Genomic DNA, 13,680 nt, shown 5'->3' with positions numbered 1-13,680 from the left:
CAGCGTGTCACTCAGAACTGCGGGTCGCCCACGTGCAGGATCTTCATGCCATTGGTGCCACCGGTGGTGTGGTAGCTGTCGCCCTTGGTCAGGATGACCCAGTCGCCTTTCTCTACGACGCCACGCTTGACCAGCTCGTCGATCGCCTTCTGGCTCACTTCGTTCGGTGCCAGCGAAGCCGGATCGAACGGAATGGTGTACACGCCACGGAACATCGCCGCGCGGGCCTGGGCTTCGCGGTGTGGGGTGAACGCGTAGATCGGCACCGACGAACGGATACGCGACATGATCAACGGCGTGTAGCCGCTTTCGGTCAGGGCAATGATCGCTTTCACACCTGGGAAGTGGTTAGCGGTGTACATGGCGGCCAGGGCGACTGCTCTGGTCGCAGCTTTCGAACACTTTGCCGATGCGGTGGCTGGAGGTCTTGCTGGTCGGGTGCTTTTCGGCACCGACGCAGATACGCGCCATGGCCTGTACGGCTTCCAGCGGGTAAGGGCCGGCAGCACTTTCAGCCGAGAGCATCACGGCGTCGGTGTAGTCGAGCACGGCGTTGGCCACGTCTGACACTTCGGCACGGGTCGGCATCGGGTTCTGGATCATCGACTCCATCATCTGGGTCGCCACGATCACGGCCTTGTTGTGGCGGCGTGCGTGCAGAATGATCTTCTTCTGGATACCGATCAGCTCGGCGTCACCGATTTCCACGCCCAGGTCGCCACGGGCAACCATCACAGCGTCGGAAGCGTTGATCAGGGCGTCGAGGGTTTCGTCATCGGCCACGGCTTCGGCACGTTCGATCTTGGCCACCAGCCAGGCAGTACCGCCGGCTTCGTCGCGCAGCTTACGGGCGTATTCCATGTCGGCAGCGTCGCGCGGGAAGGACACGGCGAGGTAGTCCACTTCCATTTCGGCGGCGAGCTTGATGTCGGCCTTGTCTTTTTCAGTCAGGGCCGGCGCCGTCAGGCCACCGCCGCGACGGTTGATGCCTTTGTGGTCGGACAGCGGGCCACCGATGATCACGGTGCAGTTCAGCTCCGTCGAGGTGGCCGTGTCGACGCGCATGACCACGCGGCCGTCATCCAGCAGCAGTTCGTCGCCGACGCCGCAGTCCTTGACCAGGTCCGGGTAGTCGATACCCACGACTTCCTGGTTGCCTTCGGTCAGCGAATGGCTGGTGGAGAAGGTGAACTTGTCACCGATCTTCAGCTCGATGCGCTTGTTGGCGAATTTGGCGATACGGATTTTCGGGCCTTGCAGGTCACCCAGCAGTGCCACGAAGCGGCCGTGCTTGGCGGCCAGGTCACGCACCAGCTTGGCGCGAGCCTTGTGCTCGTCCGGGGTGCCGTGGGAGAAGTTCAGACGGGCAACGTCCAAACCAGCCAGAATCAGCTGTTCGAGGACTTCCGGCGAGTTACTGGCCGGGCCAAGGGTGGCGACGATTTTGGTACGACGGACGGACATGCACAGACTCCTGAGTTCAAGCGCTGAGGAAGGCTACTATGCTCTTTGGTTGTAGTCATTGTTCGTTTGCACTACTTATCGAAGATTCGCTTGTTTTCGCTCCAATTGAATCGATGAACACCCTTGAAGATTTTTGGCGCGGGGTCGATACACTGCACAAGACAGGAGAACCCCCATGCGAATTTTGCTCATTGCTGCCCTGGCCGTCAGTGTTGTCGGCTGCACCCGCTGGTCGATGGACCATCATTTGAACAACGCTTACCGCGCCTATGGGGTGGGTGATTGCGAACGCGTGACCCTGGAATTGTCCCAGGTGGACCGCGAGAGCCGTACCCGTCGGTATGTGCAACCGGAAGTTTCGATGCTGCGCGGGCAATGCCTGGAGCGTCAGAAGCTGTTTGTTGATGCGGTGCAGACCTACCAGTTCATCATCAATCAATACCCCTCCAGCGAGTATGCCTACCGCGCCCGTGCCCGGCTCGACACCCTGCAGCAGTTGGGCCACTACTCCGGCGCCAGCGTCGCGCAGCCACGGCCCGCTTCACTTTGATGATATTTGTCATTCCATAGCTGGCCCGACGCCAGTCTTAAGCTATTCTTTGAGTGTCCGTTTGTACAAGTTTATGTTCAATCGGATGGATTGCTTGGGATTGGCAGCTGTAGGGCGATCAAGCGCACGCTGGATTCGCACCAATTTCCAGGGAGAGCGAACATCAGTGTTCGTTCCGAATAACTGGCGCGGCCACTGATATGGCCAATGGATGGCGATTTCATCATGTTTACCGACCGAAGGATTGAGCGGCATCAGTTGTCTGGTTTCTTGAAAGTCTTCAACCGGCTTACGGATAAGCCTATTGGCTACTTGGGGAACGTGTCCGAAGATGGGCTGATGTTGATCAGCCAATTACCCATGATGGTTGACGTGGCGTTTGAACTGCGTTTGAAAATCCCTATGGCAGACGGTGATTTCCAGGCCATTGACCTCACGGCAATGTGCTTGTGGAGCCATGAAGACGTCACCCCGCAGCACTATGACTCGGGGTTTCGCGTGGTCGAAGCACCTGAGGCATACGGGCAATTGATCAATGCCCTGTGCCATTACTTCAGCTTTGACCCTTTGCAGACTTCCGCCTAGGCATTGCGCGCTGTCGACCCAGGCCTGGTGGAGTTAGCCGAGCTTGTGGTCGTGTGCATGAGTCATAAAACCCCGGCTTTTTTCCAACCCAGATAACGCGTCACCAAGGCGGCCCCCAGCCCCGAGGGTGGCGTATCCAGCACCGACAAGCCGTGGGCACTCAAGCGCTCATGCAGATCGTTTCTCTTGTTGAGATAGTCGACAGTCCCGCTGTAGGCCAGCGCTTCAGGCAAGGTTTGCACGGGGGCCTGGCGCAGTTGGTCGAGTACGTCTTCGCGCAGGCTGGCGACCAGCACCCGGTGTTGCCGGCTGATGCGCTTGACCGCTGCGAGTAACTCCTCATCATCTTCATCGCGAAGATTGGTCACCACGATCACTAACGCCCGACGTTTCTGCCGGGCCAGTAATTGGCTGGCGGCGGCCGCGTAGTCGGCAGTACGGCGGGTGGTGTCGAGGTCGTAAACAGCATTGAGCAACAGGTTTAGTTGGCCGCTGCCTTTGACGGGCGCCAGGTAGCGCGGCTGGTCGCAGGCAAAGGTGCTCAGCCCGACAGCATCGCCTTGGCGCAAGGCAACGTAACTGAGCAGCAGGCAAGCATTAAGGGCGTGGTCGAAGTGAGCGAGTTCGGCATCCTGGCTGCGCATGCGCCGACCACAATCGAGCATGAGCACAATCTGCTGGTCGCGCTCGTCCTGATATTCCCGGGCGATGGGCGTGCGCTGGCGCGCGGTGGCTTTCCAGTCGATCTGGCGCAGGCTATCGCCCTCGCGAAACTCGCGCAACTGATGAAATTCGAGCCCCAACCCCCGGCGTTGGCGTTGGCGAACCCCCAATTGGCTCAACCAACTGTCCACGCCCAGCAGTTGTGCGCCGTACAAACGGGCAAAGTCAGGGTAGACCCGGGTTGTATCCAGGGCTGCAACGAAGCGCCTCGCAGACCACAACCCGAAAGGGCTGGGCAGGTGAATCTCACAGCGACTGAAACTGAAGTGCCCACGCCGCAAGGGCCGCAATCGATAGCCCAGTTCGCTTCGCAGGCCCGGCAGAAGTTCGATGGACTGCGGCATATTCTCCACGCTCAGGCCGTCAGGTGCATGGTCGAATACCTGCACGGTCAGCGGCTGCGGGACGTCATGTTCAAGGGTCAGGCGTACTTCACCCCAACGCCCCAAGGCCAGGCTACCCGGCATCTGCCGTTGCACCCGTGGGCATGGAAGACGCCGCAGGCGCAGGGCGTCCAGCAGTGCCAATAGAAACAGCGCCAGCAAAAGGCCCCACGCCACTTTATGCAGCGTGTCGGGTACGTTGAGCTGGAGCGCCGTAGCCGCGCCCAACAGGGTGTTCAAACCCAGGAGGACGCCAAGCCAGATCAGCAGCAGACGGGTTGGCTTCATGGTCGGGTCATTGCCGAGGTGCCGGAATCTGCTCCAGCAGTTGCTTGAGCACCTGATCCACTTCCAACCCGTCAATGTCCAATTCAGGGGCGATGCGCACGCGATGGCGCAGCACCGCCAAGGCGCAACCCTTGATATCGTCCGGGGTGACGAACTCGCCACCGCGCAGCAAGGCCCGGGCGCGGGCGCCGCGAACCAGGGCGATGGAGGCACGCGGGCCTGCACCGATAGTCAGCCCTGGCCAACTGCGCGTGGCGCGGGCCAGGCGCACGGCGTAGTCGAGTACTTGCTCATCCAGCGGCAGTTCGCTGGCAATTTGCTGCAACTGCAACACGTCCTCTGCCTGCAGCACCGTGCGCAGTGGCTGCACATCCAGCATGTCGGCCCTGGAGGAGCGGGTGACTTCGCGGACCATCTCCAGCTCCTGCTGCGCATCGGGGTAGTCCATGCGCACTTTGAGCATGAACCGGTCCAGCTCGGCCTCGGGCAGGGGGTACGTGCCTTCCTGTTCGATGGGGTTCTGGGTCGCCAGCACCATGAACGGTTGGCCAATGGGCAGCGCTTCGCGCTCGAGGGTGACTTGGCGTTCCTGCATGGCCTCAAGCAGGGCGGCCTGGGTCTTGGCGGGGGCGCGATTGATTTCATCGGCCAGCAACAGGTGGGTGAACAGCGGCCCCTTGCGCAGCTTGAACTGCTCACTGTGCAGGTCGTACACGGCGTGGCCGGTGACATCGCTGGGCATCAGGTCCGGGGTGAACTGGATACGGGCAAAGTCGCCACCAAAGCAGCGTGCCAGCGCGCGAACCAACAGGGTTTTGCCGAGCCCTGGCACACCTTCGAGCAGTATGTGACCACCGGCGATCAGTGCGGTGAGCACGTCGTCGATCACCTGGTCCTGGCCAATCACCGCCTTACGCAGTTCAACACGCAGAGCCTGTGCCTGCTGGCTGGCCTTTTGAAGGCTTTCGGCAGTCGGGGCGGTGGCCGTGGGAAATTCGCTCATAGGGCATTCCTGAGGGTTTGCAGGCTCGCCACCTGACGGCTGAAATCGGCGCTGGTGAGCCGTTTTGCCGGAAGTGGGCCGAGGGCCTGGCGGATGACGTGGGAGGGTTGGCGCGTCAGGCGTTCGAGGACCTGCCACTGTGCGTCGCTGTCGAGGTGTTCAAAGCCTGGGTGGCGCCGTCGTGCAGCCCGCTGGATATCACGCTGCAAGGCATGCAGCAGCGTGCCTTGGCCACTGCGGCGCAGCAGGAAGTCGGCACTGGCCTTCAAGTGTTCCTGTAACTGGCGACGCGCCTTTGGGGCGGGCGCCTGGGTCGGCCCCTGGCGCATGCCAGCGTGCCAGAGTGCCAGGGCAATCAGTGCACAGAGCGCCACCAGTGCCTGGGGGAAGTTGCGCATCAACAGGGTAAGCAGGTCGTCCACGTCACTGTTGAACAGCAGCGTTACATCCGTACCCCGGTTCAGATACCACAACAGCCAGGCGTTATCGTGTTTGCCGATGCCTGGGGTTTTCCATAGGTCGCTGTCGGTTACCACCGTTACGGTGCCTTGGCCGAAGTTGCGTTGCATCAAATGGCTGGACTTGCCGCTGTTGGCGGAGAACTGCGCCAGGTGCCTGGGGTCGGTAAGGTTGAAGTCGGTATCGAAGCTGAAATAGGCCGGGGCGGTCTCATTGTCGACGTAGAGTTTGGTCAGGTCCGGTGCTTTCTTTTTGCGTGGGGAAGCAGGCTCGTCAAGGCCCTCGCCGAGTGTCTGGTGGAAGTCCAGCCGGTCCAGCAGCAGGTCACCGCTTTTACCGGCTTCCTCATCCCAAAGCGCTTCGGCAACCAGCAGCAGATGGCCACCGGATTTTGCCCAGTCCAGCAGTTGCTCCGCCTGGCGTGGGGTCATGTTGCTGCGCTCGCCCAGCAATACCAGGCTACGCCCTTTGGCTGGCTGGTCGGCCAGGTGTTCAAGGCTGTTGGCGTGTTCCACGGCCAGGCCCTGCTGGCGCAGGAAGTATTCGGCCGCAAGGTAAGGGTTGGCGATGGCTTGTGGCGATGGGCCGCGATCGACTATTTCGTCGTACGGGATCGCCTTGTGCCAAGCGTAAAGGCCACCTGCTCCAAGCAGGCAGGCCAGCAGCAGGCCGATCCACAGCATGGGGCGGTTCATTGGGCGGCTCCCGTACTGAACAGGGCGCGCCAATCGCGGCACAGTTGCTGGTGTACCAACGCCGGCGGAAGGCGGTGGCCATAGGCGAGGTTTTGCCAGTGGTGTGTCAGTGCGTCACTGAAGGCCAGCAGTTGCGGTTGTTGCAGTGAGTGGATGCGCTCCAGGACCTGACCTTCGGTGTCGGCGCTTTTCAGGGGCAGGTTGAAGTCGTGCAGCAGTCGGTTGAGCAGGCCGCGATACAGCAGGCCGAGGGCTTCCCTGGGGTGGGTGGGCCACAGCTGTTCGGCAGTGCTGGCAATGTCGTCAGGCAAGGTCTCGCTGTCCAACGCCAGGCCGAATAGTTGTGCAGGGGCCGCTTTGGCGGTTTTGGCTTTGGCTGGCCCGCGTCGACTGACGAAGGTGTGCAGCCACTCCCGATAGCGCCAGACAACTAGCGCGAGGCCAGTCGCCAGCAGGCCCCAAAGCAGTACCTCCAGGCCGAGGGCGGCGTTTTTGAAGGTATTGCTGTTGAATCTGTCCAGTAGCGCCTGAAGCCAGGCCGGAAGTTTACCGTCACCCTTTACCTTGTGTTGCGCGGCGTTTTTTTCGTCGCCAAAACGGTAGCGAGTGACGGTTTCCGGGTGCTTGAACGGGGGGCTGTCCAGCAGCGCCTTGATCGATTGGCTGGCGGCCTGGGTGGTGACTTGTTTGGCCGGTCCGGGCTCGTCCGCCATGACGGGGCGGCCGAATGGCACGAGCATCAGCCCAGCCACCAGCAGCAGCAACGTCGCGACGCTGCTCAGGCGTTGGCGTAACCGGCGGAACACCAGTTCAAGGTCCCAGGCTTCCAGCACGGTGCGGCGGTTGAGGTACAGGCTGAAACCGCAAGCGACATAGATGGGCTCCCAGAACACCAGAATCAGGGCGTAGAAGGCGTTACTCAAATGCTCCAGCCACAACCCTTCGGAGCCAGTTGCCAGCGCCAACCGTTGCCAGTCCCAATCGAGTTCCAGTTGCTGCGGGATGAACAGATAGAACAGTGCCATGCAACCGAACCACAGGCCGATTTCCATATGCACGCCAAGGGTGGTCAGCCAGCGTGCAGCGCCAGCATTGCGTTGCAGCAGCACCCCCAGGCGTATTTGACGGGCATTGCCGTCCAGGCCTTCGAGCTGGCTCACCGGCATGACAAAGCTGCGGCTCAGGCTCAGTCGCCTCCAGGTCAGGCTGGCCAGCAGTTGGCCTTTGAGCAGGCGCGGCCACTGGCGCACAGCCTGCTTGAGGCTGGGTGTCTCGCCAAACAAGGCCTTGGAGAGGATGTACAGCGGCAAGCGGTCAAAGGCCGGTTTTAGCCACCAGAACACGAAGATGGCCGTGGACGGGTATTTCCACAGCAGCAGGGTCAGCAAGCTGAATATCGGTAACGTCACTATTGCCCAACTGCTCATCAACAGCAGTCGATGTTCCTGGGCCATCAGTACACCCAGGTCCATAGCTTCCCAGGAGGTACGGGGACGAATCACCACGCTGGCCTCACTCAGGCGCATGGCGAGTGCGTCCGGCAAGAGTGAGGTAGGCGGCAACCAACAGCCACAGCCCGGCGCCCGTTGAGTATTTGATCCAGGGCGCGATCGTGGTGGAGGAAGACCAATAGGCTTCAATAAACGCCGCGATCAGCAGCAATAGCATGACGCCGCAGAGCATCTGTACGCTTGTGTGTGCCGCCAGCCGCAGGGATTCGCCGCGTGTCAGGTGCCCGGGAGCAATCACCGCCCAGCCCAATTGCAAGCCTGCAGCCCCGGCCAGTGCGATGGCCGTGAGTTCGAAGGCGCCGTGGCCGATGACAAACGACCAGAAGGTCTGGCCATAGCCGATCTCGGTGAGATGGCCGGAGACCGCGCCGATGATCAGGCCGTTGAAAATCAGAAAAAACACGCTGCCCAGGCCGAACAGCAAACCGGCGGCAAAGGTCTGGAAGGCAATCCCGATGTTGTGCATCACGTAGTAGCCAAACATCATCCAGTCCTCACTGGACGCACGGTCGGCAGCACGCCCGAGGTGACCGGCATCCGGGTCATACATGCTGTGCATCTCGGCCACCTGCGCAGGGCTTACGATGCTGTAGATCAGGTCTGGAAACAGGTAGACCAGCAACGCAATACCCACCAGGCTGCCGAAGAACAGCAGGCCGGCGATCAACACGAAGCGCCATTGTTCGCGCACCAGGCGCGGGAAACCCGCCAGGATAAAGCCCACTGCATTCGCGCCCAATTGGCTGCGATGGCGATACAACTGCTGGTGGCCGCGCAGTGCCAGTTGTTGCAGGGGATCTATCAGGTAGCTGCTGTAGCCACGCTCCTGGGCCAGGGCGAGGTGCTGGCACAGGCGTCGATAGTGATGGGGGAAGTCGGACATATCGCTGGCCTTGGCCTTGCCTTGCTCCAACTGGATGAGTTGTGCGGTGAAGGCTTGCCACTGCGGCTGATGGCGGCTTTCGAACAGGCTCTGCTTCATGTCGGCCCCACCAGGCCGCGCGCCACGCCATTGAGTTGTTCTACCGCACGCGCTGGCGATACGTGTAACGGCGTTGCCAGGATGGCCGCCAGTTCGTGCACCCGGTCGGCGGACAACTCACCTTGGCGTTCGGCGAAACCCAATATGGCGCGTTGTTCGCTCAGCTCCAGCGTGAAGGGCAGGCGCAGGGCGGTGGCTTGAGGCACCTTGGGGCGCGCCAGTGGCTGCTCGCGGTAGACCACCAGCGTGCCCGCAGCGAGGTCGCCGAGCCGTTTGAAGTGAGGGTGTTGCAGGCAACTGATGGCGCCGATGAAGTAGCCCAAAGGCAGCATGTCGACAAAGCGCAGCAGGTTGCGGATGAGTGAGGCCGGCCAGCCAATGGGTGTGCCGTCGTCCTGAATAACGCGCAAGCCCATGACCTGCTTGCCCGGAGAGCAGCCCTGGTTGAGGACTTCGAACAGCACCATGTACCACCAACTGATCAGGAACAGCAGCAGCGAGCCCAGGCCAATACCGATATTGCCGAGCAGCGCCAGTGGCACGAGCAGGATACCCATGATCAGGCCGCGCACACCCAGGTCGAAGGCAAAAGCCAGTGCACGTGGCATCAGGCCGGCCGGGCGCAAGGGCAGGTCTATGCCCTCGGGGGTCTCGATCGGGTAGTGGGTATCCAATGGAACTGATGGCATCGCGATCCTTGGCAGTGCGAGCGGCTTGAAGACACGGATGCTAGCAGTGTCGACGGTGGAAGCAACCCTTCAAGGTTTTGCTGGATGTTTGTACAGTAATCTAGCGCTGGCCCCGAGTGCCTTGCTGCGCCTAGACTTTGTCGATCTTCAGCACAGGAACAGCCCGTGACCACCATTTTCTGGTACGACTATGAAACCACCGGCATCAACCCGCGCAGCGATCGCCCGTTGCAGGTCGCCGGTATTCGTACCGACCTCGAGCTCAACGAGGTCGGCCCGCCGGTCAACCTGTATTGCCAGCCAAGCGACGATATCCTGCCGCATCCGGCTGCCTGCGCCATAACCGGTATCACCCCCGGCATTCTGGCGGAAAAAGGTCTGGCCGAAGCCGACTTCATGACCCGCGTGCACGCTGAGCTGGCCGCGCCTGGAACCTGTGGCGCCGGTTACAACACATTGCGCTTTGACGATGAAATGACGCGCTACAGCCTGTACCGCAACTTTTTTGACCCCTATGCCCGTGAGTGGCAGGGCGGCAACAGTCGTTGGGACTTGATCGATGTGGTCCGCACGGCTTACGCACTGCGCCCCGAAGGCATTGAGTGGCCGCAGCAGGACGGGCGTGTCACCCTCAAGCTGGAGCGTTTGACCCAAGCCAATGGCATCGATCATGGCCAGGCTCACGATGCCTTGTCGGACGTGCGAGCCACCATAGCCCTGGCGCGGCTGATCCGCGACAAGCAGCCAAAGTTGTATGACTGGTTGTTTCAACTGCGCAGCAAGCAGCGGGTGATGGATCAGGTCCGCCTGTTGCAGCCCATGGTGCATATTTCCGGGCGTTTCTCCGCCGAGCGTCATTACCTGAGCGTGGTACTGCCCCTGGCCTGGCACCCGCGCAATCGCAATGCGTTGATTGTCTGTGACCTTGGCCTCGACCCGCAGGGTTTGCTCGACCTCGACGCCGACACCTTGCGCCAGCGGCTTTACACACGCCGTGATGAGTTGGCGCAAGGGGAGTTGCCCGTGCCGCTCAAGTTGTTGCATATCAACCGCTGCCCGGTGGTCGCGCCATTGAGTGTGCTGCGCGCACAGGATCGCGAACGCCTGAACTTCGATATGGACGTGTGCCAGGCACGGGTGCTGCGACTAACTGACGCACAGGAAGTTTGGCGCGACAAGTTGGCAGCCATTTATGCCGAGGAAGACTTTGCGCCGAGCACAGACCCGGAGCAGCAGCTCTATGACGGTTTTATCGGTGACCGCGACCGACGGTTATGCGAACAAGTGCGCGTGGCTGAACCGTCACAGTTGGCACGTCAGCAGTGGCCTTTCGATGATCATCGATTGCCGGAATTATTATTCCGTTACCGCGCGCGTAACTTTCCTGACACCTTGGACAACGATGAGCAACAACGCTGGAAACTTTTCTGTCAGCAACGTTTGTCGAACCCGGAGTGGGGCGCACCCAATACCCTGTTGGCATTTAAGCAGGCACGTGAGGAGTTGGCTGTTAGTGCTACAGCGTTTCAGCGCCAGGTGCTCGATGAATGGCAGGAGTATGCCGACTCTTTAGCCGCTCGCCTGGGCCTGTAGTCAGGTACTTGCAGATTATTTGGACAATAAAAAACGCCAGCAAGCTGGCGTTTTTAATGTGTTGCATATCCGGCCTAAGCCCGATCAGGCTTAGCCCAGCAGGGTAGCCCAGCCTTCTACCACGTCGCCGCCCCACTTGGCTTTCCACTCTTTCAGAGTCTTGTGGTTGCCACCTTTGGTTTCAATCACTTCGCCGTTGTGCGGGTTTTTGTACTGCTTGACCTTGCGAGCACGCTTGGTGCCGGTAGTTTTCACAGCGCCACGCGGTGCTTTAACTTTAGATTCCGGATCCAACAGCGCGATGATGTCACGCAGGGATTTGGAGTACTCACCCATCAGGGTGCGCAGTTTGCCTTCGAATTCCAGCTCGGTTTGCAGCTTGTCGTCTTGGGACAGGTTCTTCAAGCGGGCTTGCAGTTCTTTGATAGCTTCTTCGGTGGCGCGGTATTCGTTGATCAGGGACATGGGGACTACCTTATGTAGAGCGCTGATTGACAGTGAGTGGCCTAATAATAGTCAGGCAATTTCCCCAAGTAAACATTTAAGAAGGCATTTATGTGAATTACGTTGAATGTTTTTGGCAATGCTATGCAATCGAGTTAATTAATAGGTGGTAGGTGTAAACATAATTCTGTTTATTTTGCATAACTGTCTGAGCCTGAGGGTGGGCCTTCATATAGTGGCGGTAAAACCTTACGCTATTAAGGGTTGTCGCCAGGGCCGGGCGACAGAATAAGGTGCAAGGAGTACTGCAGTTTTTCTGCGTAATCGCTAGAATGGCGGCCTTTGCGAAGTTCTGGAGTTCCCCCCTAATGCGCACTTTTCGGCTGGTGATTGCTTGCCCGGACCGGGTTGGCATCGTTGCCAAAGTCAGTAACTTTCTGGCCTCCCACAACGGCTGGATCACCGAGGCGAGCCATCACTCGGACGATCTCAGCGGTTGGTTTTTCATGCGTCATGAGATACGTGCGGACACGCTGCCCTTTGGTCTCGAAGCGTTTCGCGAGGCGTTTGCGCCGATCGCCGAAGAGTTTTCGATGACCTGGCACATCACCGACACGGAGCAGAAAAAGCGTGTCGTGCTGATGGCCAGCCGCGAGTCCCACTGCCTGGCCGACCTGCTGCACCGCTGGCACAGCGATGAGCTCGACTGCGAGATAGCCTGTGTGATTTCCAATCATGATGACCTGCGCAGCATGGTCGAATGGCATGGCATCCCGTACTACCACGTGCCGGTCAACCCGCAGGACAAGGAACCGGCATTCGCCGAAGTCTCCCGCCTGGTCAAGCAGCACGAAGCCGATGTGGTCGTGCTGGCGCGCTACATGCAAATCCTGCCGCCGGAACTGTGCAGTGAGTACGCTGGCCGAGTGATCAACATTCACCACAGCTTCCTGCCATCGTTTGTGGGTGCCAAGCCGTATCACCAGGCCTCCCTGCGCGGTGTGAAGTTGATTGGCGCAACGTGCCACTATGTCACCGAGGAACTCGACGCCGGCCCGATCATCGAGCAGGACGTCGTGCGCGTCAGCCACAGCGACAGCATTGAAGACATGGTGCGTTTCGGCCGTGACGTCGAGAAGATGGTGCTGGCCCGTGGCCTGCGTTATCACCTGGAAGATCGCGTGCTGGTGCACGGCAACAAGACTGTGGTGTTCTGATAGCCACGTCTAAATAGCCACGTTTAAGTTGTAGAAAAAAGGGCCTGGGCGTTAAATCGTCCCAGGCCCTTTTTTTGTCCGCCATTAAGGATTAAGCGATGAGCGACCCACTCGATAAAGCCACCTCCAAAGCGCCAGCGACGCTGGGCGAGGGCTGTTTGAGCCGTTTTGATCCGGATGAGCTTAACCCTGAGGACGGCACTGAGTTTCCCGGTGCCGCCGAGTTGTGGCGACAGGAACACACTAAAACCGATCCCGAGCAAGCCTAGCGGCCCGCCGCCTTAAAAGCTCGGCGGGCGCAGGGATCAGATCCGGAAGCTGACCACCAGCTGTTTCAAACGTGCGGCCTGTTGTTCCAGGTCGGTACAGGCGCGCAGGGTCGATTGCAGGTTTTCCACACCTTCCTGGTTGAGGGTGTTGATCTCGGTGATGTCCATGTTGATCGACTCCACCACCGAAGTCTGTTCCTCGGTGGCGGTGGCCACAGACTGGTTCATGCCGTCGATCTCGCCAATGCGTTGGGTCACGCTGTTGAGACGCTCGCCGGCCAGGTTGGCGATCTCGACGCTCTCCAGGCTATGGCGTTGGCTTTCACTCATGGTGCTGACCGAATCCCGGGCGCCGACCTGCAACTCTTCAATCATCTTTTGCACTTGTTGCGCCGATTCCTGAGTGCGATGCGCCAGGTTGCGCACCTCATCGGCCACCACCGCAAACCCGCGACCGGCTTCACCTGCACGTGCCGCTTCGATCGCGGCGTTCAGTGCCAGCAGGTTGGTTTGCTGGGAGATGCTGGTGATCACTTCCAGAATTTGCCCGATGTTCACGGTCTTGCTGTTGAGCGCTTCGATATTGCTGCTGGAGGCGCTGATCATCTCGGACAGCTGGTTCATCGCCTTGATATTACGCTCGACCACTTGCTGGCCGTCTTCGGCCAGGTGTCGGGCATCGCTGGCCTGATGGGACGCCTGGGCGGCGTTACGTGCAATTTCTTGCGCAGCCGCGCCCAGCTCGTTGATAGCGGCAGCCACGCTGTTGGTGCGGTTGGCCTGCTCGTCAGAGTTGACCATCGACGAGTTGGAGGCGTTGACCAC

The 13,680-nt window shown here is 60.1% G+C and carries 13 protein-coding genes and 1 pseudogene; 5 read left to right on the top strand and 9 right to left on the bottom strand.

Translation table 11 applies throughout. From position 1 onward, the window contains the following. Window positions 1-11 precede the first annotated feature (11 nt). Window positions 12-1,464, bottom strand: a pseudogene (pyk, locus tag PSH96_RS23115) (pyruvate kinase). Window positions 1,465-1,639: 175 nt separating this feature from the next. Between pyk and PSH96_RS23110 the strand changes: the two are divergent. Continuing rightward, window positions 1,640-2,014 (top strand): tol-pal system YbgF family protein, encoded by a 375-nt coding sequence (locus tag PSH96_RS23110; protein ID WP_017139782.1) that lies wholly within the window; start codon window positions 1,640-1,642, stop codon window positions 2,012-2,014. Window positions 2,015-2,239: 225 nt separating this feature from the next. Then, on the top strand, window positions 2,240-2,599 hold the full coding sequence (locus PSH96_RS23105) for a PilZ domain-containing protein (protein ID WP_305455322.1): 360 nt from the start codon (window positions 2,240-2,242) through the stop codon (window positions 2,597-2,599). A 62-nt stretch (window positions 2,600-2,661) separates the two neighbouring features. On the opposite strand, the gene PSH96_RS23100 is transcribed toward PSH96_RS23105, so the two are convergent. Genes PSH96_RS23100 through PSH96_RS23075 form a run of 6 tightly spaced genes read right to left on the bottom strand, consistent with a single transcriptional unit; the run spans window position 2,662 to window position 9,332 of the window. After that, the gene (locus PSH96_RS23100; RefSeq protein ID WP_305455319.1) at window positions 2,662-3,993 is read right to left on the bottom strand and encodes a DUF58 domain-containing protein; all 1,332 of its coding nucleotides are present in this window, start codon (window positions 3,991-3,993) and stop codon (window positions 2,662-2,664) included. 7 nt (window positions 3,994-4,000) lie between these two features. Beyond that, the gene (locus PSH96_RS23095; RefSeq protein WP_305455316.1) at window positions 4,001-4,996 is read right to left on the bottom strand and encodes a MoxR family ATPase; all 996 of its coding nucleotides are present in this window, start codon (window positions 4,994-4,996) and stop codon (window positions 4,001-4,003) included. After that, entirely contained in the window at window positions 4,993-6,150 is a 1,158-nt protein-coding gene (locus PSH96_RS23090) for a DUF4350 domain-containing protein (RefSeq protein WP_305455314.1), read from the bottom strand. Before PSH96_RS23090 ends, PSH96_RS23095 begins: the two co-directional genes overlap by 4 nt. After that, window positions 6,147-7,676 carry a DUF4129 domain-containing protein gene (locus tag PSH96_RS23085; RefSeq protein WP_305455313.1) on the bottom strand — a complete coding sequence of 510 codons (1,530 nt, stop codon included), beginning with the start codon at window positions 7,674-7,676 and terminating at the stop codon, window positions 6,147-6,149. Before PSH96_RS23085 ends, PSH96_RS23090 begins: the two co-directional genes overlap by 4 nt. Then, window positions 7,663-8,643: a stage II sporulation protein M gene (locus PSH96_RS23080; RefSeq protein ID WP_305455312.1), complete on the bottom strand. Its 981-nt coding sequence runs from the start codon at window positions 8,641-8,643 to the stop codon at window positions 7,663-7,665. The genes PSH96_RS23085 and PSH96_RS23080 overlap by 14 nt, the downstream gene beginning before the upstream one ends. Next, window positions 8,640-9,332 (bottom strand): RDD family protein, encoded by a 693-nt coding sequence (locus PSH96_RS23075; protein ID WP_305455310.1) that lies wholly within the window; start codon window positions 9,330-9,332, stop codon window positions 8,640-8,642. The genes PSH96_RS23080 and PSH96_RS23075 overlap by 4 nt, the downstream gene beginning before the upstream one ends. Before the next feature lie 165 nt (window positions 9,333-9,497). Here PSH96_RS23075 and sbcB point away from each other — a divergent pair, with 165 nt between their 5' ends. Then, window positions 9,498-10,925 carry an exodeoxyribonuclease I gene (gene sbcB, locus PSH96_RS23070; RefSeq protein ID WP_305455308.1) on the top strand — a complete coding sequence of 476 codons (1,428 nt, stop codon included), beginning with the start codon at window positions 9,498-9,500 and terminating at the stop codon, window positions 10,923-10,925. A gap of 90 nt (window positions 10,926-11,015) precedes the next feature. Here sbcB and mvaT read toward each other — a convergent pair whose 3' ends face one another. Further along, entirely contained in the window at window positions 11,016-11,390 is a 375-nt protein-coding gene (gene mvaT, locus PSH96_RS23065) for a histone-like nucleoid-structuring protein MvaT (RefSeq protein ID WP_005790963.1), read from the bottom strand. A 347-nt stretch (window positions 11,391-11,737) separates the two neighbouring features. Between mvaT and purU the strand changes: the two genes are divergently transcribed. Continuing rightward, window positions 11,738-12,586: a formyltetrahydrofolate deformylase gene (purU, locus tag PSH96_RS23060; protein WP_017139791.1), complete on the top strand. Its 849-nt coding sequence runs from the start codon at window positions 11,738-11,740 to the stop codon at window positions 12,584-12,586. A gap of 98 nt (window positions 12,587-12,684) precedes the next feature. Next, window positions 12,685-12,855: a hypothetical protein gene (locus PSH96_RS23055; protein ID WP_305455306.1), complete on the top strand. Its 171-nt coding sequence runs from the start codon at window positions 12,685-12,687 to the stop codon at window positions 12,853-12,855. A 36-nt stretch (window positions 12,856-12,891) separates the two neighbouring features. Here the strand turns inward: PSH96_RS23055 and PSH96_RS29670 are convergent, their stop codons facing one another. Next, the gene (locus PSH96_RS29670) at window positions 12,892-13,656 is read right to left on the bottom strand and encodes a methyl-accepting chemotaxis protein (protein ID WP_370694377.1); all 765 of its coding nucleotides are present in this window, start codon (window positions 13,654-13,656) and stop codon (window positions 12,892-12,894) included. Window positions 13,657-13,680: the final 24 nt, after the last annotated feature.

Source organism: Pseudomonas sp. FP2338 (assembly GCF_030687515.1).
GTDB classification, from domain to species: Bacteria; Pseudomonadota; Gammaproteobacteria; order Pseudomonadales; family Pseudomonadaceae; genus Aquipseudomonas; species Aquipseudomonas salomonii.
Note: the sequence above shows the minus strand (reverse complement) of the source record. Positions and strands in the feature narration are given on the sequence as shown.

What these genes read in the sequence shown, in the direction of transcription:
- purU (WP_017139791.1), top strand. Translation starts at nt 11,738, where the DNA reads ATGCGCACTTTTCGGCTGGTGATTGCTTGCCCGGACCGGGTTGGCATC.
- PSH96_RS23080 (WP_305455312.1), bottom strand. Translation starts at nt 8,643, where the DNA reads ATGAAGCAGAGCCTGTTCGAAAGCCGCCATCAGCCGCAGTGGCAAGCC.
- PSH96_RS23100 (WP_305455319.1), bottom strand. Translation starts at nt 3,993, where the DNA reads ATGAAGCCAACCCGTCTGCTGCTGATCTGGCTTGGCGTCCTCCTGGGT.
- PSH96_RS23110 (WP_017139782.1), top strand. Translation starts at nt 1,640, where the DNA reads ATGCGAATTTTGCTCATTGCTGCCCTGGCCGTCAGTGTTGTCGGCTGC.
- PSH96_RS29670 (WP_370694377.1), bottom strand. Translation starts at nt 13,656, where the DNA reads ATGGTCAACTCTGACGAGCAGGCCAACCGCACCAACAGCGTGGCTGCC.
- PSH96_RS23055 (WP_305455306.1), top strand. Translation starts at nt 12,685, where the DNA reads ATGAGCGACCCACTCGATAAAGCCACCTCCAAAGCGCCAGCGACGCTG.
- PSH96_RS23090 (WP_305455314.1), bottom strand. Translation starts at nt 6,150, where the DNA reads ATGAACCGCCCCATGCTGTGGATCGGCCTGCTGCTGGCCTGCCTGCTT.
- PSH96_RS23085 (WP_305455313.1), bottom strand. Translation starts at nt 7,676, where the DNA reads ATGCGCCTGAGTGAGGCCAGCGTGGTGATTCGTCCCCGTACCTCCTGG.
- PSH96_RS23095 (WP_305455316.1), bottom strand. Translation starts at nt 4,996, where the DNA reads ATGAGCGAATTTCCCACGGCCACCGCCCCGACTGCCGAAAGCCTTCAA.
- PSH96_RS23105 (WP_305455322.1), top strand. Translation starts at nt 2,240, where the DNA reads ATGTTTACCGACCGAAGGATTGAGCGGCATCAGTTGTCTGGTTTCTTG.
- PSH96_RS23075 (WP_305455310.1), bottom strand. Translation starts at nt 9,332, where the DNA reads ATGCCATCAGTTCCATTGGATACCCACTACCCGATCGAGACCCCCGAG.
- mvaT (WP_005790963.1), bottom strand. Translation starts at nt 11,390, where the DNA reads ATGTCCCTGATCAACGAATACCGCGCCACCGAAGAAGCTATCAAAGAA.